Genomic DNA, 22,207 nt, shown 5'->3' with positions numbered 1-22,207 from the left:
TATGATAGGGAAAGGTGTGTCATTACAGTATGTGTGGGATTACAGGTTGGATCGACTTTACCCGAAATATTGAGCATGAACGTGAACAAGTACAGCGTATGGCAAGTAAAATCAGTCATCGAGGACCAGACGAAACGGATTTTTATTTGGAGACACATGTTGGATTCGGACATCAGCGTTTAATTGTTGTTGATCCAGCTGGTGGCAAACAGCCGATGAGCCATACAAAAGACCAACATTCTTACGTATTAGTGTATAACGGTGAGCTTTATAATACAGAGGATATTCGTAGTGAACTGTTGAAACAAGGATGGCAATTCAATTCTCACTCCGATACAGAAGTCCTGTTGAAAAGCTATATCGAATGGGGAGAGGCACACGTCGAGAAGTTAAACGGTATTTTTGCATATGCTATCTGGGATCCATCTAAGCAGCAGCTATTTCTTGCTCGTGACCGTCTTGGTGTAAAACCGTTATTTTACAAGCAACATCACAATGGCTTACTATTTGGCTCTGAAATAAAAGCGATTCTCGCACATGATGAAGTAGATCCTGTCATCAAAGAGGAAGGATTATCTGAGATTTTTGCACTTGGTCCTTCACGTACTCCAGGTCATGGTGTATTTGGCGGATTGAAGGAATTGCGTGCAGCACATGTAGGCATCTTTAACCGAGATGGCTGGAAAACAAGACGTTATTGGAATGTGGAAAGTAAGCCACACGAAGAATCCGTAGAAGAAACTGCCGAAAAGGTTCGCCATTTACTAGTGGATGCAGTCGAGAGACAGCTCGTATCTGATGTTCCACTGGGCACTTTTTTATCAGGGGGAGTGGATTCTAGTGCGATCACAGCTATAGCGGCACAATATCTCGAAAACAATCAAAAAGATGCACTTCAAACCTTTTCTATTGATTATGAGGATAACGACAAATATTTTAAGAAAAGTAGTTTCCAGCCCAATCAGGACAAAACCTATATCGAAAAAATGGTACAGTCATTGGGAACTGAGCATCATAACTTTGTGATAGACAATGCTACATTGGTAGATTTATTAAAAGACGCAGTACGATATCGTGATTTGCCGGGGATGGCTGATGTTGATTCTTCGTTATTATGGTTTTGTGAGCAAACCAAAAAAGAAGTGACTGTTGCACTATCCGGTGAATGTGCCGATGAAATATTTGGTGGCTATCCATGGTTTTATCTAGAAGATGATCTTAATCGTGAAGGATTCCCTTGGATTCGTTCTTCAGAAGTCAGACAAAATCTATTACGGTCAGATGTGAGTCAACAATTAAATCTAGCAGCATATACGAAACAAAGATATGAAGATACCGTGAAAGAAGCTCCTTTATTAGATGGAGAAGGGGCAGAAGCCAAAGCAAGAAGACAAATGTTTTACTTAAATATGCAATGGTTTATGCCGACATTATTAGATCGTAAGGATCGTATGAGTATGGGAGCAAGTTTTGAAGCACGTGTTCCGTTCAGTGATCATCACCTAGTTGAGTATGTGTGGAATATTCCCTGGGAAATAAAAACTCACGGAGATCGTGAAAAGGGCATACTAAGAAAAGCGTTAGAAGGAATTTTGCCAGATGAAATTCTTTACCGTAAGAAAAGCCCTTATCCAAAAACACATCACCCCGCTTATACCAATGCAGTCATCAACTGGATGAATGAGATCATTGATGATAAGAATGCACGTCTATTCGAGATATTGGATCGCTCTAAAGTAAAAGCATTGGTCGACCAGAAAGCAGCAAATATCAGTGCGCCATGGTTTGGCCAATTAATGACTGGACCACAACTGTTGGCTCATCTCGCCCAAATTGAATACTGGTTGCAAGAAAATGATGTGATGATTGATATATGATGTTGTAACGTCGAAACTGGAAGAAAGTAGTGACGGTTATGAAGAAATTATCTATCGGCATGTTGCTTCTATTACTTATTCCAACCACCTTACATGCACTAGAATGGGCGTATCCGTTTGTAGTGTTAGACGGCCGTGTATATGAAGTTACTGACGAACAAGTCAATCAATCTCTTATCGGTCAATCGATTGGAGAAGTAACCACCCAAGCTGATGATCGCACCGGTAAATATTATGGCAATGGATCTAATTATTATCCTGTAGGTACTAAGTATTTTAAAGTAGAAGGCGTGGACATTTCCGAGGCAATTGCGGTTGAAGAACAAGGGACGTATATGAAAGCTGAATTTGTCCAACGTGTTCCTTTACACTGGCGTAATATTGTCTATTATCTTACACCGCTCCTCTTTTTAACTGGCTTAATTATCACGTACCGAATTCGGGAAAAAGTAAAGAAAAAATACCAAAACTCTCTATCTATTTAAGATAGGGAGTTTTTCAATCACAAAAAATTCATGTTATTTTTCAATAAGGGTATTTGACTTTCTTTGATTGTCTAGGATAATAGAAGACGAATATAATTTGAGAAAAGGGGACCATTATGCTCTACATAAGAAAAGTATTACTAGTTATGGTTCTATGCCTGTTTTTAATTCCGAATGTAACTGTCATGGCAGAAGAACAAACAGAAGAAGGAATCTATTATATTTTAGTAGACCGATTTGTAAATGGGGACAGTAGCAATGATATAGAGATTAATATTGATGATCCTTCTGCATATCATGGTGGGGATTTACAGGGTGTTATCGACAAAATTCCTTATTTAAGCGAATTAGGTATAACTACAATTAACCTCAGTCCTATCATGACGGCGGCTTCTTACCATGGATTTGATCCTTTAGATGGTCAAAGTGTCGATCCTCAATTTGGAAACATCGCGGTGCTGCAAAATCTAGTAGCCGAAGCAAATGAGAATGACATCAAGGTAATCTTAGATTTTGTTTTATCACATGTAGATAATGAACATCTCTGGGTAAATGAACAGTCTGATTGGGTGTCTCAACCTTCCGTCAATCAATTGAATGAAGAATTGCCAACCGTTAATTTGCAAAATGAAGATGTACAGCAATATTTTTTGGAAACAGCAGTATATTGGATGAATAGTACTGGAATTGATGGTTTTCATGTTTATGTAGATGAACAGACACCTCAATCCTTTATCGATGAACTGCGTCAACGTATACAAGCTGAGAAAGAAGATGCGTTTTTAATAGTAGATGGAATGGAAGACGAAAATAATATCGATCATGATTTTCGAAAGGAAGCGGTTGATATCCTGAAACAACCGGGAGTATCCTTGGAGCCATTATTTTCTCACGAGATAACTGGTGTACATTACATGGAATCTGTCCTTACTTCACGCTTTACGCATGAAACAGTGAAAGAAGGCTATCATCCTGTCACAAGGTGGAAGCTTGCATCTACATTACTCTATACATTACCAGGATCTTCTTTGTTTTATCAGGGAGTAGAAGTGCCAATGGATAATGGTGTAGATGAACCAGATCACCGCATGGCCGAATTAAATAAAGAGGACGAAGAAATAGCCCAACATTTAGAAAAGCTAGCAGCCATTCGTCAAGATTCCTCTGCGTTACAAAATGGGGAAATGGATCTAGTAGCTCAAGCGGGAGCAATGTCAGTTTACAAGAGAAGTGCCGAGGATCAAACAATGTATATTGCGATTAATAATGATACCGAAACACAGACAGCCTCATTGGACGGAATCGGTGAGGATATGCAACTGAGAGGTTTGCTGGAAGATAATATCGTCAGACAACAAAATGATGGTACATATCGAGTGATTCTAGAGCGCGAAACAAGTAATATCTTTGTTTTAGAAGAAGACAGGGGGTTTAACTGGTTCTTTATTGCCATGATGGTTGTGATTCTTGGTGGGTTTGTCGCGTTTATAGTGGCGGTTAGTGTGAAGAATCGTAGAATGCAAGCAAAATCAAAGAACTGAGCAGCACTTTACTGTGGACATACTTCAAATTATATACTAAATGTAATGCAGAAGCTGGGTGTAAGTAGAAGAACCTTACGAGCTGTAGTGGAAATATTGCCAATGATCGAGTTAGGCTCTAGATGAAAACCAGTTATTCTCCAAAAAGAATAACTGGTTTTCTAGAAAGGTAAGAAAGTATAACATTTAAGTATTTGTCTAGCTCCGAGCGCCCAGAAACTAGGCGACTTCACGAATTGCCCTACGATAAGTCATCATAGGTTCGCAAGTTTACCCTGATTCCTTTATCTCAATTAATTCGTTCCAGTCGCTACGTTTCTACGGGCGCTCTGCGCTTTTCTTAGCTAAATTTTTTGCTTACGCTTATTACTCTAGTTTGACAAGAGAAACGCTTGGGCTCACTATAATAGAATTTTAACCAAACGTTTTCTTATAAATTCTCTAGTTAACTTTCTTCAAAAGTATAAAGATTATTTTCGTAATCGAATTTGAAAAGTTTCTGTAATTCAATTTTTCCGGTTGGAGTTACTTTAACAGCTCGTATCTTAGGTGTACGTGTTATCCATTGTCGTTCGATCATCTTTAAAAGCAACGCATTACCAAGTGCTCCAGCAAGATGATGTTGTCGTTCACTCCAATCTAAACAACAACGTGCAAATGCCCTCCGTTTCTTTTTTTGTTCCTCAAGATTAATACCGAAATCACGAAAAAACTCGATGCCTTCGGGAGTTACTTCAAAGTTTAAATCTACCTTTTTTATAAAGCCTTGTTCCAGTAAAGAATTTGTAATTTGTACACCGAGATAGCCTGCTAAATGATCATAACAAGTTCTAGCGAAATGAATAGCCTCTTTTTCTCTGGATTCTCTAAATGAAGTAACAGGAGAGTTAGGAGAAATACTTAACATTTGTTCTATCACTTTGGCTACATCACTATTAATCAACTTATAATAACGATGCCTTCCGTGTTTTTCCACATTAATTAGGTTAGCCTCGAGCATTTTATGGAGATGGAAACTTGCTGTTTGAGGTTTTACCTTTGCAAGAAAAGCCAATTCACTAGCAGGGTGGATTCTTCCGTCCATAAGGCTAAGTAAAATAGCCGATCGAGTTGAATCAGATAATAATGAAGCGATTTTAGAAATATTGGGATTCATCATTTTTCCTCCTTACATCCATATTTCGATGATAGTTGAATATTTAAAGATTTACAATATAAATGTAATGAAGTTAAAGGAGGAAAAAACTTGAATAAGACAACAAATGTGGACATGTTAAGTTTTAAAGAAATTAAGCCTAAAATTATGTATTATGGAACACCAACATTGCTTCTTAACACGTTAAATGAAGACGGGACAACAAACATAAGTCCAATGTCTTCTTCTTGGGCTCTAGGTGATTGTATTGTTCTTGGTATAGGACTTGGAGGGAAGGCTATTGAAAACTTAGAAAGGCATAAAGAATGTGTTATTAATTTACCCAGTCCAAACCTTTGGGAAAATGTTGAGAAAATCTCTTCTTATAGCGGAAAAAAAGTTATACCGTCTTATAAGCAAGAGATTGGATTCACTTATAAAAAAGATAAATACGAATCTTCAGGGTTAACTCCCTTAGATTCAAAAACTGTCTTTCCTACTCGGATAGAAGAATGTCCTATTCAAATCGAAGCATTAGTTAAAAACATTCGAATACCCGAATATAATCCATTGTTTGCAATTGTTGAAACGCAAGTATTACATTTTCATGCGGAAGATAATATTATACAAAATGAAAATTATATTGATCCATCAAAGTGGAGTCCATTAATATATAATTTTAGGCATTACTTTGAATTAGGTAAAGAGGTAGGAAAAACTTTCCGTTCAGAAACTTGAAAATTATTAATATGTATACAATATTATAGAAAAGATAGTTACAGATAAAACGTTTGGATCGATAATCTAATCCAAGCGTTTTTAGTTATTAAGGTTTAAGTTGATCTGAAATCCTCTTGAACAATTTCTTCTTAATATTGATGTAAATATTGCAAGACATCGTCGCTTCTGCTATGATTGGATTAACTTAATGGAACGGAGGGTTGCTTAAAAATGGGTATCTGCTATATTAGAATCCGATTTTAATCTTTATGCTACTAATTTTATAGTGTTTAAAGGCTCTGCCTGTGTGTAGAGTAATCGGATAGGTCTGCCTATTTTTAAGTAATCATCATCATAAACAAATAAATTGTATATTTCGATAACTCAATATATAATTCTTAACGAGCGAAAGGAATTCTTTTATTTTGAATCCGGTTTTCTTGTTATGTCTTTATGGATGATTTTTATAACTCACAAAGCGATAATCCGATTATTCAGCACAGGATAGTACCTGTGTTTTTTTATTTGAGAAATATTATAAGGATGTGATGTTAAGTGAGTATAACAATAAAAGAAGTGATGGACATAACAAGGAAGCAAGGTCTTCAACTACAAGAGGATTCTTTAGAATTTAATGAGTCAGGGCTAGATTTTCAGGTTGTCTTTGCAAAAGATCAGGAAGGAAATGAGTGGACGTTACGTATCCCGAGAAGACCAGATGTGATGCCAAGAACGAAAGTGGAGAAAAACGCTTTAGATGTTGTGAATGAGCAGGTATCTACTTTTCAAGCTCCGAATTGGTCGATATATGCAGAGGATTTGATTGCATATAAAAAATTAGATGGAATACCTGCTGGGACAATTGATCATGAGATTCAAAATTATGTATGGGAAATTGATATTAACGATGTACCAGCTAATTTTCATAAAACATTAGCAAGTGCGCTGGCAGATCTGCACAGTATTCCATTAGAGAAAGTAGCAAAAGCTGACTTAATGGTACACAGCTCAGAAGAAGCGAGACAGTCAATGATCGAAAGAATGGAGGCTGTGAAGGAAAAGTTCGGGGTAGGAGAAGCTTTATGGCATCGCTGGCAAACATGGGTAAATAATGATGAAATGTGGCCAAAACGAACAGGTTTCATTCATGGAGATATTCATGCAGGTCACCTATTAATTGATAAGGATGCCAACGTAACAGGGATAATCGATTGGACAGAAGTGAAAGTGACAGATATATCCAATGACTTTGTGGGGTACTATCAACTTTTTGGAGAAGATGGCCTTGTTTCTCTTATCGACGCTTACAAAGAAGCTGGAGGATATAGCTGGCCCTTGATGAAAGAGCATATTATCGAGCTGAGTGCTGCTTATCCAGTAGCCATCGCAGAGTTTGCCTTAATTTCAGGCCTGGAAGAGTATGAGGAAATGGCAAAACAAGCGTTAGAGGTTACTGATAAATAACTAAAACAAAAAGCATACCATTCACCACGTGTGCTGGTATGCTTTTAATTTATTCCGCCACAGCTTCTGTTTCTTTTTTGACAAATGCTTTCTTCATCCAAGTTCTTGAACGCCATCTTCTTAGCATTAAGACACCTCTTAGCCATTCATCGGCAATAAAAGCTATCCAGACACCTACCAATCCTAAATCTAAAAAGATTCCAAAAAACCATGCAAAGGTAACACTGACACCCCACATCGAGGCAATCCCAATCACAACAGGAAACTTGACATCTCCAGCAGCTCTCAGTGAGTTAATAACTACAAGGTTAAATGCGCGACCAGGTTCAAGAATAATCGTAATGAGTAAAAGGAACATCCCTTTTTCAATAATAGTAGCGTCAGTTGTGAAAATACCAAGTAATGTCGAACTGAAACTATAGAAAAGAATTGCCATTAAAGTGCTGATAACAATTGCTATTTTCAAGCTTTTGATACCACGTTTATAAGCACTTTCCATATCTCCTGCTCCGATCATGTGACCGATCAGAATTTGTGAACCTTGCCCAATGGCGATGGAGAACAAGAGAATAAACATCATTAAGTTTTGCACATATACTTTCGTTGTAATTGCGATAGTCCCCATCTGAGCAATAAAATAGGTGATTGCCATCTGACTTGCATTATAGGATAACTGCTCCCCTGCAGATGGTGTGCCAATTTGTAATAGGTCTTTCACATGGCTCTTTTCATAATGGAAAAAAGATTGGAACGGAAGCTGTCGTTCACTACGACGTGCCAAGATAAATAATAAGATGATAAATCCGATAAACCGACTAAGCATTGTGACATAGGCAACCCCTTCGACACCAAGTACTGGAAATCCAAATGGACCAAAAATAACAAAAAAGTTACCAATCACATTTACAATATTCATGCCAATCGTGACAAACATGGTATCCTTGGTAAAGCCATAGCTTCGTAAAATAGCTGATACTGTCATGATCAGTGCTTGAACGAAAATAAATCCGCCGACGATGTTCATATAAGTAGAAGCTTCATTCATTAGTTCTTCAGGCAAATCCATCAAACGTAAAATAAAGTCACTGAAAATAAATAAAGTGAGACTTAATGCTAATGAAAACCATAAATTTAAACTAATCGATGTTACAGCAATCTTTCCAGCTGTTTTTGACCGTTCTGCCCCGAGATTTTGTGCTACGAGTATCGATGCCCCTGCGGCAACAAAACCAAACATTACAATCACAACCGATAACACTTGATTGGATACACCGACCGCAGCAACCGAATGATCGGAGTACTGACTTAACATTAACGTATCGGCATTCCCCATCAACATGTGTAACAGAATTTCAATGAAAATAGGCCATGTTAAAGCAAATAAACTTAAATTTTTAGTCTCAGTTTGTTTCATTATGTTCCTTCTTCCAAATCATTTTTGTTGTAAGAATATTACTTTACACTAAAAAATGAAAAAAGGAAACGGTTTAATCTTTATTATTTGGTGAAAAATTTAAAGATCGATGACATCAAGCATATAATCGTATAGTGTTTGCGGCAGTCTTTGTTGCTATGAAAAATTAGTGAAACACAAATAGCTTTTGAAACGTAATTCTAGCATAACCTGTTAAAGTAGAGGAGTTGTGGTTGGATGCAGTATCGAGGAGTATCTGCGTGCCCGAAATGTGGGGAAACGGAATTGGGGCTTGGTAAGCATAGTGGATATGCAGTAATGCAACCTGTAAATAAAATGAGCTTTGGTTCTGATGTTGAGTATATAATTTGTACAAATTGTGGCTATATTATTGAAGGTTATGTAAAAAAACCGGAGAAATTTAAAGGTACCATCTATTGATTTACAAGGAGTGATCAAATGACAAATAGTCAGGTAATAAAAATGTATGATTATCACGTTTGGGCGAATAAAAAAATATTCGCACATTTAAAGCAATTACCAAATGAAATTTTAAACGGCAAAGTTAAAAGTGTTTTTTCCTCCATTTCTGAAGTGTTGACTCATCTTTATGCTACCGATATAACTTGGCTGGAGGTAATGAAGGGAAGTAACTTTCATACCATTATTAAAAAAGTGGAACATCGAAAATTCAAGGCTTCACAAGCTTCCATTGTTGAGCTAGAAGATATGTATGATCAACTTTCAACAGAGTATTATGATTTTTTCAATATCCATAAGAATTCTGAACATTCGATCACTACAGAGCATCCACAACATGGAGTATGTGAGTTCACCCTTGTTGATTTAGTGCATCATGTCGTTAATCATGGGACATATCATCGTGGCAATCTAACGGCGATGCTTCATCAACAGGGTGAACGGGGAGTACCAACAGACTATGTGTTTTTTCTTTTTAAATGATTTGTCCACCATTAACATGAATCGTTTGACCTGTTACATAACTAGCATCATTACTTGCAAGGTATACATATGCTGGTGCAACTTCTGATGATTCACCAGGTCGTCCCATTTCTGTATCAGAGCCAAAGGTGGCAACTTGATTCTCATCAAAACTAGCTGGAATCAGTGGTGTCCAGATTGGTCCAGGCGCAACACTGTTGACACGAATTCCTTGAGAGACTAGTGATTTTGCCAGAGATTTTGTAAATGTTGTAATGGCTCCCTTGGTACTGGAGTAATCAATCAGACTTTCATTACCTTGGAAAGCGGTAATCGAAGAAGTATTAATGATTGAACTACCTTCTTTTAAATGAGGGAGGGCTGCTCTTGTGAGATAAAAATAACCAAAAATGTTTGTTCGAAATGTTTTTTCTAATTGATCATCAGTAATTTGAAGAAAATCCTGCTGTGGATATTGAACCGCAGCATTATTCACCACAATATCAATTTTTCCATGTTCATCGATTACTTTTTTGACGACATCTTTACTAAACTCACTATGCGAAATATCTCCGCGAAATAGACTACATGCTTTACCTTCATGTTCCACCATTTTCTTCGTATCGTTGGCATCTTGATCTTCATCGAAATAGATGATGACGATATCTGCTCCTTCTTTAGCAAAATGAATCGCAACAGAACGACCAATACCGCTGTCCCCGCCAGAAATGATTGCAACTTTATCTTTCAATTTATTACTACCTTGATAATGTTCATTTACACTGACAGGAAGAGGTGTCATCTTATATTCGAAACCAGGTTGTCGATCTTGATGCTGCTTCGGTAATACTTGTTTTTGCTGATTTGCTGACATTTAGGACACTCCTAGAAGCTTTTTCTCCTAGTATGGCAAAAAAGCAGAGCAACATACGTAAAAAATCCCTGCGTGTGCAGGGATTTTTTTGAGAGTGTCCAGTAAATGATGAAAAGTGTCTAATAAATCCGTGAAAGTGTCCAGTAAATCGTCCAAAGTGTCCAATAACCCCAAAAAAGTGTCCAATAAAAAATGAGGTGACGATGTTATCTCGATCGCTAAACTGCTACTTGGAACAGTCTAACTTTACTTCGGAGAATCATTTAAGAAAAAGAGAGCGATCGTACCTGGTCCGGAATGTGCACCGATGGCAGAACCAACCATGTTAATTTTAATATCTTTGACATTCCATTTTTCCCGAATCATGCTTGCAATATGTTCAGCTGTATCCAATGCATCGCCATGGCTGATCGCTACTAATTGGTTGTCCAGATCTTGACCTCGTTCTTCCATCACTTCGATCATTCGTTTGAACACTTTTTTGGATCCTCTAACTTTTTCTAGTGGGATCAGTTTACCATCTTCCATGTGTAATAAAGGCTTTACTTTTAATAATGTACCGACAAAAGCGGCTGTTTTGCTAACACGACCTCCGCGGTACAAATATTCTAAGTCATCGACAGTGAAAATATGCTCCATATGTTCATAGTGATGTTTGCTTACTTCGAGTATTTCCTCCATACTTGCACCTGTTTGAGCTAATTCTGCGGCCCTTAGCACAACAAGTCCATATCCTAAAGATGCACATTTCGTATCAAGCACATGTAATTCAAAATCAGGATACGCTTCTTTCACTTCTTGCTCCATTAATTTTGCCCCTTGATATGTACCAGACAGTTCTGAAGAAAAAGCTAAATATAAGACCTGGTTTCCTGCCTTGGCATGTTTTTCGAAAGCATCTTTAAAAACTTGAGGACTGACTTGTGCCGTTTTGGGCGCTTTGCCTTCTCTCATGGCATCGTAAACTTTTTTTGAAGAAATACTAATTCCATCTTCGTAATCTTCACCATCCAGTTGAACAGTTAATGGTAACATTTCGATGTCAAATTGTTGAAAATCTTCAGATGAAAGATCACAAGCAGAATCTGCAAGAATTTTTACAGTCAATGTAACCCCTCCTTTTTTCCTTTTTGATCATGTATGATGATCGTGTTTTAGCTTAATATAAGTGTAAGCTTAACGAACAGTTACGTCAAAACAAATTTACAAACTTTTTTGTTCAAACTACTTGGTTTCTAGATCAGATTCTAGTATAGTTTATTCTTGTGCAAAAAAGATTATGTAATGATATAAAAGGGTATGGAATCATGTGGGTTCCGTTAACAGGAGGGATGAACAACATGTTCTTAATGGAAGCAAAACGAATAGTAATTGTCATAGTTGGTGCAATACTAAATGCCATTGGTCTTAATTTTTTCTTAATTGGTGCCAATGTATATGCTAGTGGCTTTACTGGTATTTCACAAATTTTAGCTACTGTTTTTTCTGATTACTTGGGAGTAGAAATTGCTAGTACCGGTATTATTTTATTCATTCTTAATATACCAGTAGCTATTATCGGTTGGTTAATGGTAGGTCGTGGCTTTACAATCTACAGTTTTCTTTCGGTTATTGCTACCTCTTTTTTCCTAGAGGTGCTACCAATTGTTAATTTGTCCGACGATATTTTGCTTAATGCTGTATTTGGTGGAGTTATTGCTGGTGTTGGTGTCGGTATTACCTTAAAGTGGGGTGCTTCAACAGGCGGTTCTGATATTATTGCAATGGTTTTATCTCGGATGAAGGACAAGCCAATTGGTAGTTATCTAATGGCGATTAACGGGATGATTATTGTTATTGCAGGTATCTTAAATGAGCCGGAGAATGCACTTTATACGTTAGTAGGTTTATATGTTACAACACGAGTTATTGATGGTATACATACTCGTCATGAGAAAGTGACAGCAATGATTGTTACGAAAAAAGCTGATGAGCTGCAACAAGCAATTCATGACACAATGATTCGCGGGATTACGATATTGCCGGTTAAAGGTGCTTATACAAAAGAAGATAAGCATATGTTATATTTAGTTATAACTAGATATGAGTTATATGATTTAGAACGGATTATCCATGAAGTAGATGAGAATGCTTTTACGAATGTTATTCAGACAGCAGGTGTCTATGGATTCTTCCGACGAAACGATTGAAACCATTTCTCGTGTCTAACGTCTAATCTTTTAAAGGGGGTCGCAGAAATATGAAGAAATATTTCTCTCTTATATCTATTATCTTGATGTTGTTGTTAATGGCTTGTGGTTCTTCGGATGTGGAAGAAACAGAAACAGATGATTCGGTACCGGTAGATAATTCTACTGAAGAATCACCCGAACCAGAGAATGCTAACGAAGAAGAAACTCAATCCGAAACGGAGGCTCTTTCAGCTATTATGGAAAATTTAGATTTGAAAGTTGCTGCAGAACAACAAGGTACAACGATTAATTTTAAACTTCAATTAATCAACAAAAATGAAGAGGCCGTTGACTTGATGTTTACTTCTGGTCAACAATTTGAAATTAAGTTGTTTCAAGAAGATGAAGTATTTTATCAATATTCAGAAGGGAAAATGTTCACCGAAGCTTTGGTTGAAGAATCATTAGCACCTGGTGAATTCAAGAATTGGGCGGAATCCTGGGATATGATTGAACATTTGGAGCCTGGTGAGTATGAAGTAGAAATGACGCTCTTACCAGCTGAAATAAATGGCCAGCAGGTAGAAGGTGAGCCGTTAAAACAAACAATTACCATTACAATAGAGGATCCTGCAGCTGATGAAGATAGCCCTTTTCGTTCAGTTGACGTTGAAGGAGAAAATGGCGAATATACCGTAACAGGAGAGGTTGATACCAGCGTTGGTGTAACCTATTATGAGGTAGAGGATGGCCATAATTATCTAGTGGAACAAACAGAAATCCCTGTTGAAGGCGATGGATGGCAGGAATTTGAGATCAAAATTTCGATTGACGAGGATATGTTACCTCAAAACGGAGCAGTGGTTATGTTACTGTATACAGAGGATCGTTCCGAACAAAGACCAGTACAATTAGAAGTAATGCCATAAAAGCAACACCCAAAAAGGCTTGGTTAGAGAACCAAGCCTTTTTTAGTTGTAAGGGAAGTATAAAATTTGCGCAGATATCTAGCTCCGAGCGTCCAAAAACTAGACGACTTCACGAATCGCCCTACGATAAGTCATCATCGGTTCGCTTTTCTCAGTGATTCCTTTATCTCAGTTGATTAGCCCCAGCCGCTACGTTTTTAAGCGGGCGCTCTGCGCTTTTCTTAGAAAGTATATATATTCCTTTTGTTTAATAACCATATTTTGTAATAACTTCTTCTACATTACCAATCAGCTCGTCCCATTCGACATCCATTTTTTTATTAACAGTGATAAAGTGTTGGAAGCCAAATACATTATCAACACCTTCTAGTTGCATTAGTTCATTTAAAATATCATATTCACTTGTTTGACCAGGCATAACAGAAATACTATTGTTTCCTTCAAAAATCATTTTGTCACTAGTAAATTTCATTGCGTTTGGATTTGGTGTTGCTTCTACATGAATACTCATCGTCTTTCCTCCTATAAAGCGTACTTTATCACCATCATATCAAAATGTAGTTAATTATGAAAGGAATTCAACAGATGCTGGAATGAAGAAAAGAAGGTATACGGATTCGTATACCTTCTTTAACCAGAGGAGCTTATTTTAATTCATTCTGTTGCTTTAATTGATTCTCTAATTCGCGAAGTTCTTGCTGTTCTTCTGCTGTTGCATTTGTATAAGCAGACTGAATCGCATTTTGAGCGGCTTGCTTATCCTGCTCATTGAAGTTTCCGTTCGCGCGATTCATTAAGCGATTGACGGCATCTCTTGCTTGCTGAAACAATTGGTTTTGCATAATAAATCCTCCTGTCTATTGAATCACTAGGCTTATCAATTGGATTACCGTTATGATCCTTTTTAATGGTGGTAGAGAACTACTGGAAGCTTTGTTCTTTGATATACCACCACTGAAACAGAGCTTAAGGAAAAAGCATGAACACCAATTTGATGTTCATGCTTATTATGGATTAATCACGGATTTCTATTCAGATAGATCTTTGCCAACCTTAACGTTAGCTTCCAATTTTAAATAATCAACAAGGAACTTGCCTATTCCGTCTTCTTCATTAGTTTTGGTTTGATAATTAGCAATTTGTTTTAATTCATCAATAGCATTGCCCATTGCAACACCAACACCTGCATATTCGATCATTTCGAGGTCATTATCTTCGTCACCAAATGCAATGATATTAGCTACAGGGATGTGAAAATAATGTGCAATTTTTTTCAAACCAACTGCTTTGTTAATCCCTTTTCTTACAACTTCAATTACATTCCAAGGCACACCCCATTTTCTATGTTCAATAATGGATGCATGTTTATCATCTAAGTATTGACGTAATTCCTCAATATGGTCATCCTTCGGATGGATTAATAATGAAGTTGGATCCTCTTGTAAGTGATTTTTTAAGCTTCCGATTGTAATCAAATCCTGTTGATTAGGCTCCGAAAAAACATCGATAATTTGTTGGTCAAACTGATCTAAGTACATATTATCCCGGATTTCAGCAAAAATATTATGGACTTCAAAATCATAACATGTTTGAATAATTTTTTTTGCAGTTCGATTTGGGAGTGGTGTGTGTAAAGCGTCCCACTTTTGATCGGTTGGATGATGAATAAGTGCACCGTTGAAGTTAACCATCGGAGTCTGTAAACCAAGTTCTTGATAATACGCAATACTTGCACGATGCGGTCGTCCTGTGGCGATCACCACGATATGTCCTTCTTGGATGATTTGCTGTACAACTGATTTGGTATAAGGACTAATTTCCTTTCGATCAGTTAACAGTGTTCCGTCTAGATCTAATGCAACTAAGTGTCTATTTGTTTGCATATCTTCACCTCACTATTGTAATTATAGTTTAAAGATCTTTCTTTCAGGTGTAAAGTTTTGTATATTTTTATTTCTATATTTTGCATGTTTGATTAAGAAGTTATATCATGAAAAGTAAGAAAAGATACGAGAAAGGATTGTACCGATGATAGCTATAAATAAAGAATATTGGAACGACATACCGTTATTACATGTCGTTGACCAAGAAAAGAAAGAGCAAGCATTACCAACTTTAACATACATACATGGCTTTACAAGTGCGAAAGAACATAACTTACCAATAGCATACTTATTAGCAGAAAAAGGCTATCGAGTATTATTGCCTGATTCGATGTTACACGGTGATAGAGAAACCGATCTTTCACATATGGAAAGAGAGTTTCGCTTCTTCGATATAGTAAAGCAAAATTTGGATGATATTGAAGCAATTTATCAAGAGTTAGTCGCAAAGCAATTACTTGAGGGCAATCGCTTTGGGTTAGCAGGTACAAGTATGGGAGGAATCACGACTGCTGCTGCCTTAACACAATTTTCATGGGTTAAGACTGCTGGAGTGATGATGGGATCCCCGAAAATAACTGCATATGCCGAACAATTAATTGGCTTTATGAAAGCTCAGCATAAAGAACTACCCATCTCTGATGATCAACTTCACTTATTAATAAAGGAATTAAAAGACATTGATTTATCGTTACAAATGGAGAAGCTATTTGGTAGACCATTATTCTTCTGGCATGGGGAAGAGGATGCGGTGGTACCATTTGATCATGCCTATAGCTTTTATGAAGAAGCGATTGAGCATTACAAAAACCCTGAAAATATCACTTTCTTAAAAGAAATAGGACGCGGACATAAAGTTAGCCGTTTTGCGATTTTAGAATTTGTAAAGTGGTTAGAATATCAACTATGATTTAAATCATTTAAAAAGTGTCCGATTTGTTTTATAATAAATGATAAGAGTTTGAAGGAGGGATTGAGATGGATCAAGCATTAGAAGAGAATTTAATGGGAGCACTGGAAAATGTGATTGACCCAGAGCTTGGTATAGATATCGTTAATTTAGGTCTTGTGTATGGTGTAGACCTTGATGATGAAGGTATTGCTACTGTAACAATGACACTAACAGCAATGGGATGTCCTCTTGCAGGTCACATTGAACAAGATGTGAAGCGTGTCATGGAAGATATTCCTGAAGTAAAAGATACAGAAGTGAATATCGTCTGGAATCCGCCATGGTCAAAAGACCGTATGTCGAGATACGCAAAAATCGCACTCGGTATTCCGGATTAATAAGAAAAGCGCCCTTTTAACAGGCGCTTTTTTGTGTTGGTGCTCCGGTAGATGAGTACGGACATTTGTTCCGTTATTTGTGAGGAAAATGGCGTTTTTAGGATAGTAGCGGACATCTATTCCGTTATTCATAGAAAATCAAGCTATTTTTCATCAAAAGTAACCGAATAAGGGATCAAATATCCGCCAACACCGAAAAACGGGTATTATTCCGTCAAATAACGCACTAAATGTCCGCTCAATCTATTTAAACAACTTGTCCTCTATTTTCTCTACATCAATTTTCCACATATTATTTGCTGCTTCAAAATGTGTTATCCTTCTCACTTCATATCATAGTACTAAGGCCAAAGCCTCGCTTTAAAGAAGGATAAAGGCGATAATACCTACGATAAAGCAATAGAAAGCGAAATATTTTAAATTACCTTTCCGCATAATATTCATAAACCAACGCAAGGAATAATAAGTTGCAATAATAGCTGCGATAAAGGCGATAAGATATGGAATCCAAAGTGTATTAAAGTTAGGGTCATTTACTACATCATCAACAGACAGCATCATCGTACCAACACTGACAGGTATAAACATTAAGAATGAAAAACGTAATGCTGTTTCTTGTTTCATTCCTAATAACATCGCCGCTACAATCGTTGCTCCTGAACGGCTAATTCCTGGTAATAAAGCAACAGATTGAGCAAATCCAACGATAATCGCATCTTTCATTGTTAAAGCACCATCATTTTTGTTTCCACGTAAGTTTCGAATAATCCAAAGCGCGATACCTGTAATAACTAAAGTAATTCCAACCATTTTTGCTCGATCAGCAAAGGTTGCTTCAATATAATCATCTAATAGTAAGCCAAGTACTGCTGCTGGAATAGTGGCAACAACCAGATAAATGATAAACATAAAATCATCATGATAGGCATTATCTTTTGTCGTTAGATAGTTAATCCCGTTTTTAGCTATCTGGATAATATCTTTCCAGTAAATCATCAGTACCGCAATTAAGGAACCAAAATTGACTAACACTTCAAACGATAAGCCCCTCACACCTACACCAAATATGTCTTGTAATAACACTAAGTGACCACTTGAAGAAATAGGAATTGGTTCCGTGAAACCTTGTACTAACCCTAAAAATAAATATTTGATCAATAACAGTAGTTCTTCCATTTATGTATCCCCCTAAAATCTGTATTCCATAAAGATAACCCTTGTCACTGTTTGTTGACAAGGGTTATCGGTTAGTCGAAAGTGATCTATCTTTTAAGTTATTCCTCTTCTTTCAGGATGCCATCACCGAGAATGATTGCAACGATACTAAAAATTGCTGCAATGGAAACAGCAGAAGCAAGATTAAACTCTTGACCACCCATACTTGTTAATACATATGATACAACGGTTAAAATAATGACTGCCCAAAAAATAGTTGCGAAATATTTCATTGTCTCACCTCTCTATCTATTATGAATCCTATACTATTTATTATGAATTATGTATACCCTTACGTTTTTCGCCATCTATAGTTTATCAAATTTTATGAATAAAATAAACAAAAATCTTGTGCAAAAGGAAATTTGTGATCTTTTTGTGAATGCTGATGTTACAGGGGTTTCTACACAAATGTAATCTATTTGTAATGTTTTCTTGGTTTACGGAATGTCGACTAAGCGATAAAATAGTCCTAAGGATAGTCTGTTCGTCTATGCCATTCTTTAAGGAGTGCGGATATTGAAAAAATATATGATCTTGCTTATTTTGACTTTTATTATAATTATTCCAATATTATCCGGCTGTAACAACAATGCAAGTGGTGAAAAAATAGAACGTGTTGGAATGCTAATTGAAAACACGATCCATGATCAAAATTGGGGCAATAAAGGTTATCGAGGTTTACTCGATATACAAGAAGAATTTAATATGGATATTTATTTCCGTGAAGGTGTCCAGACGCAACAGCAAGTAAATATTGCCGTTGAAGAATTTGCTAATGAAGGAGTACAGGTTATTATCGGCCATAGTAGCAACTTTGGTGAATTTTTCAACCGAATACAAGCGTCATATCCTGATATTCAATTTATATATGTAAACGGTGGCTATTCAGCAGATAATTTGATTAGTTTAAATTTTAACTCTTTAGCAATGGGGTTTTTTGCTGGAATGGTTGCAGGAGAAATGACAGAAACAAATCATGTAGGAATTATTGCTGCGTATGAATGGCAGCCGGAGGTAGAAGGATTCTACGAGGGCGTTCTCTATCAAAACGATCGGGTGAATGTCGATATTCAATATGTCTATGATTGGGATGAAAAGGATCTGGCAGTGGAGCATTATCAGAAAATGCTTGATCAAAATATGGATGTCATTTACCCAGCTGGCGATGCTTATAGTGTTTCCATCGTGGAGTCTGCTATGAATCAAGGTATATATTCAATTGGCTATGTTAATGATCAACAACCTATTGGTGGGCAGTCTGTATTAACCAGTACGGTGCAACATATTGATAAATTATACGTCTATGCCATTGAACAATTACAAGAGGGCGAATTAGAAGGTGGGATTTATAACTTCGGTTTTGAAGAAGAAGTTATCACTATGGGCCCGTATAGCGAGCATTTGTCAGAAGATTTTATCGATTATTTGAATGAACTAATCGAAGAGTATAAGGAAACAGGCTTATTACCTCATCAAACGGAAAAATAGCTGTCATGTCGATGTGACAGCTATTTTTTTATCACGGTATCATCTCATTTTATGTTTTTGAACATATCTTTGATTGGCGATAATTTCTTATATGTGTCATTTAGTAATTGTACGGTTTGAAATAAGTCAAAAGCATTTTCGTCTTTTTCCTCATTTTCTTCTGGTTCTTCCGACTCTTCCGTTTGCTTTTTACCGAACATTAATTCATCAAAACGATTTTGCTTTTCCATATCTATCCCTCCTAAAGTCATTGTATGGGAGATTCCACTAGAATGTATGGGTACTTTTAAACGTAGATTAACGAGTATTTTGTCAGCGAGTGGATAGACTTTAAATAAATAAACTTGAAAAAAATGAAATCTTACTATAAAATTAGTACCAAGTCTTAATAATTGATAACAATTCCTTTGAGAGGAAGGATAAACATGAAAGCAGGAATAATTGGAACTGGTCATTATGCGCCAGAGAAAGTATTAACTAACGCTGATATGGAAAAAATCGTCGATACAAGTGATGAGTGGATTCGCACAAGAACTGGAATTGAAGAAAGAAGAATCGCTCATGACAATGAAGATACATCAGATATGGCATTTAAAGCAGCAGAACAAGCTTTAGAGGAAGCGGAAATTACAGGGGAAGATTTGGATTTGATTTTAGTTGCAACTGTTACACCAGATCAACCTTTTCCGACAGTATCCTGTAAACTGCAAGAACGATTAGGTGCAACAAAGGCTGCAGCAATGGATATCAGTGCTGCCTGTGCAGGATTTATGTACGGTGTCATTACGGCTAAACAATTCATTGAAACAGGTGCATATCAACATGTTTTAATAATCGGTGCAGATAAATTATCGAAAATCACCGATTGGACAGACCGCAATACATGTGTTTTATTTGGAGATGGTGCAGGTGCGGCAGTAATGGGACCTGTAAGTGAAGATAAAGGTGTGCTATCCTTTGAATTAGGTGCTGATGGTAGTGGCGGCAAGCATTTAGAACAAAATGACGACTATATTTTTATGAATGGTCGAGAAGTTTTTAAGTTTGCAGTACGACAAATGCCAGAATCATCAGTACATGTGGTGGAAAAAGCGGGTTATGCTAAAGAAGATGTTGATTATTTAATTCCACATCAAGCAAATATTCGTATTATGGAAGCTGCTAGACAACGGCTTGGTATTGAAGAGGATCGAATGGCAGTCAACGTTAATAAATATGGTAATACTTCAGCTGCTTCGATACCTATTGCTTTATCTGAAGGAGTTAAAAACGATAAAATAAAGGATAACGATTTGGTCGTCTTGGTTGGCTTCGGTGGAGGTTTAACATGGGGCGCTGTAGCATTAAAATGGGGAAAATAGAAAAATAGGGAGGAATCGATATGAGTAAAAATCGAGTGGTTATTACTGGTATGGGTGCCGTGACACCATTAGGAAATACTGTCGCTCAATTTTGGGATCATTTAAAATCTGGTACTTCGGGAATTGATTATGTGACAAAGGTCAATAAAGACGATTTTCCGGCGAAAGTTGCTGGTGAGGTAAAAGATTGGGAACCAACCAATTATATGGAGAAAAAAGATTCAAAACGTATGGACTTATTTACACAATACGCAGTAGGTGCCGCTAAAATGGCGGTAGAAGATGCTAATCTAGAAATTACTGATGATATTGCTAACCGTGTAGGTGTATGGATTGGCTCTGGTATTGGTGGAATGGCAACGTATGATGAGCAATTTAGAAAATTTGTTGATAAAGGCTATCGTCGGGTTAGTCCATTCTTCGTTCCGATGCTAATTCCAGATATGGCTGCTGGTCAAGTGTCGATTCAACTAGGTGCAAAAGGGATCAATAACTGTTCCGTAACTGCTTGTGCGTCAGGGGCAAATTCAATCGGTGACGCTTTTAAAGTTATCGAACGAGGGGATGCCGATTACATGATCACAGGCGGAGCAGAGGCACCATTAACACCAATGGCTTTCGCAGGCTTCTCAACAGCAAAAGCATTGTCTTTTAATGAAGATCCAAATACAGCAAGTAGACCTTTTGATAAAAACCGTGATGGATTTGTCATGGGAGAAGGAGCAGGTATTTTAATCCTGGAATCATTAGAATCTGCTGAAAAACGTGGCGCTACTATTTATGCTGAAATTGTTGGATATGGCGCTTCTGGTGATGCGTACCATATTACATCACCAGCACCTGAAGGAGAAGGAGCAGCACGCGCAATGCAGCAAGCGCTAGATAGTGCAGAAATATCTCCTGAAGATGTAGACTATGTCAATGCGCATGGTACAAGTACGGAGTACAATGATTCCTTTGAAACACAAGCGATCAAAACGGTTTTCAACGACCATGCATACAAGATGGATGTTTCCTCGACGAAATCCATGACAGGACATTTATTAGGAGCAGCTGGTGCGATTGAATCGATTGCATGTGTCAAAGCACTTCAAGATGGTGTTTTACCACCAACGATTAATTACGAAACACCAGATGAAGCTTGTGATCTTAACTATGTACCAAACGAAGCGGTCGAAAAAGATATCAACATCGCCATTAGTAACTCATTAGGTTTTGGCGGTCATAACGTAACACTCGCATTCAAAAAATATCAATAATATCTATGAAAGAGGACAGGATTACCTGTCCTCTTTTCTTAATTATAAGGGAAGTATATATTACGCGGCATGATAGTGTTTTTGTATCATAGGTGGTCATTTTGAAATGATATGTAGACGAAAAGCATCGCTCCGGCTGCCCGCTTCCTTTTCCGT

General features: G+C 37.1%; 24 protein-coding genes. 14 read left to right on the top strand and 10 right to left on the bottom strand.

The window, feature by feature from the left end:
* The first annotated feature begins 29 nt into the window (after positions 1-29).
* From asnB to GH715_RS02845, 3 genes are all read left to right on the top strand, one after another.
* Positions 30-1,877 (top strand): asparagine synthase (glutamine-hydrolyzing), encoded by a 1,848-nt coding sequence (gene asnB, locus GH715_RS02855; protein WP_153833938.1) that lies wholly within the window; start codon positions 30-32, stop codon positions 1,875-1,877.
* 38 nt (positions 1,878-1,915) lie between these two features.
* Positions 1,916-2,362: a hypothetical protein gene (locus GH715_RS02850; RefSeq protein WP_153833939.1), complete on the top strand. Its 447-nt coding sequence runs from the start codon at positions 1,916-1,918 to the stop codon at positions 2,360-2,362.
* A 185-nt stretch (positions 2,363-2,547) separates the two neighbouring features.
* Positions 2,548-3,903 carry an alpha-amylase family glycosyl hydrolase gene (locus tag GH715_RS02845; RefSeq protein WP_163578424.1) on the top strand — a complete coding sequence of 452 codons (1,356 nt, stop codon included), beginning with the start codon at positions 2,548-2,550 and terminating at the stop codon, positions 3,901-3,903.
* A 445-nt stretch (positions 3,904-4,348) separates the two neighbouring features.
* Here GH715_RS02845 and GH715_RS02840 read toward each other — a convergent pair whose 3' ends face one another.
* On the bottom strand, positions 4,349-5,059 hold the full coding sequence (locus tag GH715_RS02840; protein WP_153833941.1) for an ArsR/SmtB family transcription factor: 711 nt from the start codon (positions 5,057-5,059) through the stop codon (positions 4,349-4,351).
* A 114-nt stretch (positions 5,060-5,173) separates the two neighbouring features.
* Between GH715_RS02840 and GH715_RS02835 the strand changes: the two genes are divergently transcribed.
* Both GH715_RS02835 and GH715_RS02830 read left to right on the top strand, forming a co-directional pair.
* Positions 5,174-5,776, top strand: coding sequence for a flavin reductase family protein (locus GH715_RS02835; RefSeq protein WP_153834073.1), 603 nt, complete (start codon positions 5,174-5,176; stop codon positions 5,774-5,776).
* A 537-nt stretch (positions 5,777-6,313) separates the two neighbouring features.
* On the top strand, positions 6,314-7,222 hold the full coding sequence (locus GH715_RS02830; RefSeq protein ID WP_163578423.1) for a macrolide 2'-phosphotransferase: 909 nt from the start codon (positions 6,314-6,316) through the stop codon (positions 7,220-7,222).
* A 49-nt stretch (positions 7,223-7,271) separates the two neighbouring features.
* On the opposite strand, the gene GH715_RS02825 is transcribed toward GH715_RS02830, so the two are convergent.
* Positions 7,272-8,636, bottom strand: coding sequence for an MATE family efflux transporter (locus GH715_RS02825; RefSeq protein WP_153833942.1), 1,365 nt, complete (start codon positions 8,634-8,636; stop codon positions 7,272-7,274).
* A gap of 237 nt (positions 8,637-8,873) precedes the next feature.
* Here GH715_RS02825 and GH715_RS02820 point away from each other — a divergent pair, with 237 nt between their 5' ends.
* Together GH715_RS02820 and GH715_RS02815 are read left to right on the top strand one after the other, a co-directional pair.
* Positions 8,874-9,077, top strand: coding sequence for a transcription initiation factor TFIIIB (locus GH715_RS02820; protein WP_153833943.1), 204 nt, complete (start codon positions 8,874-8,876; stop codon positions 9,075-9,077).
* An 18-nt stretch (positions 9,078-9,095) separates the two neighbouring features.
* On the top strand, positions 9,096-9,599 hold the full coding sequence (locus GH715_RS02815; protein ID WP_153833944.1) for a DinB family protein: 504 nt from the start codon (positions 9,096-9,098) through the stop codon (positions 9,597-9,599).
* Here the strand turns inward: GH715_RS02815 and GH715_RS02810 are convergent.
* Both GH715_RS02810 and GH715_RS02805 read right to left on the bottom strand, forming a co-directional pair.
* Positions 9,592-10,452 (bottom strand): SDR family oxidoreductase, encoded by an 861-nt coding sequence (locus tag GH715_RS02810; RefSeq protein ID WP_153833945.1) that lies wholly within the window; start codon positions 10,450-10,452, stop codon positions 9,592-9,594. The genes GH715_RS02815 and GH715_RS02810 overlap by 8 nt on opposite strands.
* Before the next feature lie 246 nt (positions 10,453-10,698).
* Complete coding sequence (locus GH715_RS02805; protein WP_153833946.1) at positions 10,699-11,559, bottom strand: DegV family protein; 861 nt, start codon at positions 11,557-11,559, stop codon at positions 10,699-10,701.
* 233 nt (positions 11,560-11,792) lie between these two features.
* Between GH715_RS02805 and GH715_RS02800 the strand changes: the two genes are divergently transcribed.
* Entirely contained in the window at positions 11,793-12,641 is an 849-nt protein-coding gene (locus GH715_RS02800) for a YitT family protein (RefSeq protein WP_153833947.1), read from the top strand.
* A 50-nt stretch (positions 12,642-12,691) separates the two neighbouring features.
* Positions 12,692-13,552: a BsuPI-related putative proteinase inhibitor gene (locus tag GH715_RS02795; protein ID WP_153833948.1), complete on the top strand. Its 861-nt coding sequence runs from the start codon at positions 12,692-12,694 to the stop codon at positions 13,550-13,552.
* A 247-nt stretch (positions 13,553-13,799) separates the two neighbouring features.
* Here GH715_RS02795 and GH715_RS02790 read toward each other — a convergent pair whose 3' ends face one another.
* The 3 genes from GH715_RS02790 to GH715_RS02780 all read right to left on the bottom strand — a co-directional run bounded on the left by GH715_RS02790 (position 13,800) and on the right by GH715_RS02780 (position 15,435).
* Positions 13,800-14,063, bottom strand: coding sequence for a NifU N-terminal domain-containing protein (locus GH715_RS02790; RefSeq protein ID WP_153833949.1), 264 nt, complete (start codon positions 14,061-14,063; stop codon positions 13,800-13,802).
* 133 nt (positions 14,064-14,196) lie between these two features.
* Positions 14,197-14,394 (bottom strand): DUF3813 family protein, encoded by a 198-nt coding sequence (locus GH715_RS02785; RefSeq protein WP_018933361.1) that lies wholly within the window; start codon positions 14,392-14,394, stop codon positions 14,197-14,199.
* Positions 14,395-14,580: 186 nt separating this feature from the next.
* Positions 14,581-15,435: a Cof-type HAD-IIB family hydrolase gene (locus GH715_RS02780; RefSeq protein ID WP_153833950.1), complete on the bottom strand. Its 855-nt coding sequence runs from the start codon at positions 15,433-15,435 to the stop codon at positions 14,581-14,583.
* Between the two features lie 145 nt (positions 15,436-15,580).
* Here GH715_RS02780 and GH715_RS02775 point away from each other — a divergent pair, with 145 nt between their 5' ends.
* Together GH715_RS02775 and GH715_RS02770 are read left to right on the top strand one after the other, a co-directional pair.
* A complete protein-coding gene (locus GH715_RS02775) occupies positions 15,581-16,345 on the top strand; it encodes an alpha/beta fold hydrolase (RefSeq protein ID WP_153833951.1) in 765 nt (254 codons plus the stop codon).
* A gap of 68 nt (positions 16,346-16,413) precedes the next feature.
* Positions 16,414-16,725 carry a metal-sulfur cluster assembly factor gene (locus GH715_RS02770; protein ID WP_018933358.1) on the top strand — a complete coding sequence of 104 codons (312 nt, stop codon included), beginning with the start codon at positions 16,414-16,416 and terminating at the stop codon, positions 16,723-16,725.
* Between the two features lie 360 nt (positions 16,726-17,085).
* Here the strand turns inward: GH715_RS02770 and GH715_RS02765 are convergent, their stop codons facing one another.
* Together GH715_RS02765 and GH715_RS02760 are read right to left on the bottom strand one after the other, a co-directional pair.
* Positions 17,086-17,901, bottom strand: a complete 816-nt coding sequence (locus GH715_RS02765) for an undecaprenyl-diphosphate phosphatase (protein ID WP_153833952.1) — start codon at positions 17,899-17,901, stop codon at positions 17,086-17,088.
* A 98-nt stretch (positions 17,902-17,999) separates the two neighbouring features.
* Positions 18,000-18,173: a DUF2929 family protein gene (locus GH715_RS02760; RefSeq protein WP_018933355.1), complete on the bottom strand. Its 174-nt coding sequence runs from the start codon at positions 18,171-18,173 to the stop codon at positions 18,000-18,002.
* A 286-nt stretch (positions 18,174-18,459) separates the two neighbouring features.
* Between GH715_RS02760 and GH715_RS02755 the strand changes: the two genes are divergently transcribed.
* Complete coding sequence (locus GH715_RS02755; protein ID WP_153833953.1) at positions 18,460-19,431, top strand: BMP family ABC transporter substrate-binding protein; 972 nt, start codon at positions 18,460-18,462, stop codon at positions 19,429-19,431.
* A 44-nt stretch (positions 19,432-19,475) separates the two neighbouring features.
* Here the strand turns inward: GH715_RS02755 and GH715_RS02750 are convergent, their stop codons facing one another.
* On the bottom strand, positions 19,476-19,661 hold the full coding sequence (locus GH715_RS02750) for a hypothetical protein (protein ID WP_153833954.1): 186 nt from the start codon (positions 19,659-19,661) through the stop codon (positions 19,476-19,478).
* 195 nt (positions 19,662-19,856) lie between these two features.
* On the opposite strand from GH715_RS02750, the gene GH715_RS02745 reads away from it, so the two are divergent.
* Positions 19,857-20,792: a beta-ketoacyl-ACP synthase III gene (locus GH715_RS02745; RefSeq protein WP_018933352.1), complete on the top strand. Its 936-nt coding sequence runs from the start codon at positions 19,857-19,859 to the stop codon at positions 20,790-20,792.
* Positions 20,793-20,812: 20 nt separating this feature from the next.
* Positions 20,813-22,051: a beta-ketoacyl-ACP synthase II gene (gene fabF, locus GH715_RS02740; RefSeq protein WP_153833955.1), complete on the top strand. Its 1,239-nt coding sequence runs from the start codon at positions 20,813-20,815 to the stop codon at positions 22,049-22,051.
* Positions 22,052-22,207: the final 156 nt, after the last annotated feature.

The organism is Gracilibacillus thailandensis, from assembly GCF_010994055.1.
In the GTDB taxonomy this organism is placed as follows: domain Bacteria; phylum Bacillota; class Bacilli; order Bacillales; family Amphibacillaceae; genus Gracilibacillus; species Gracilibacillus lacisalsi.
This window is presented reverse-complemented; position numbering and strand designations above follow the sequence as displayed.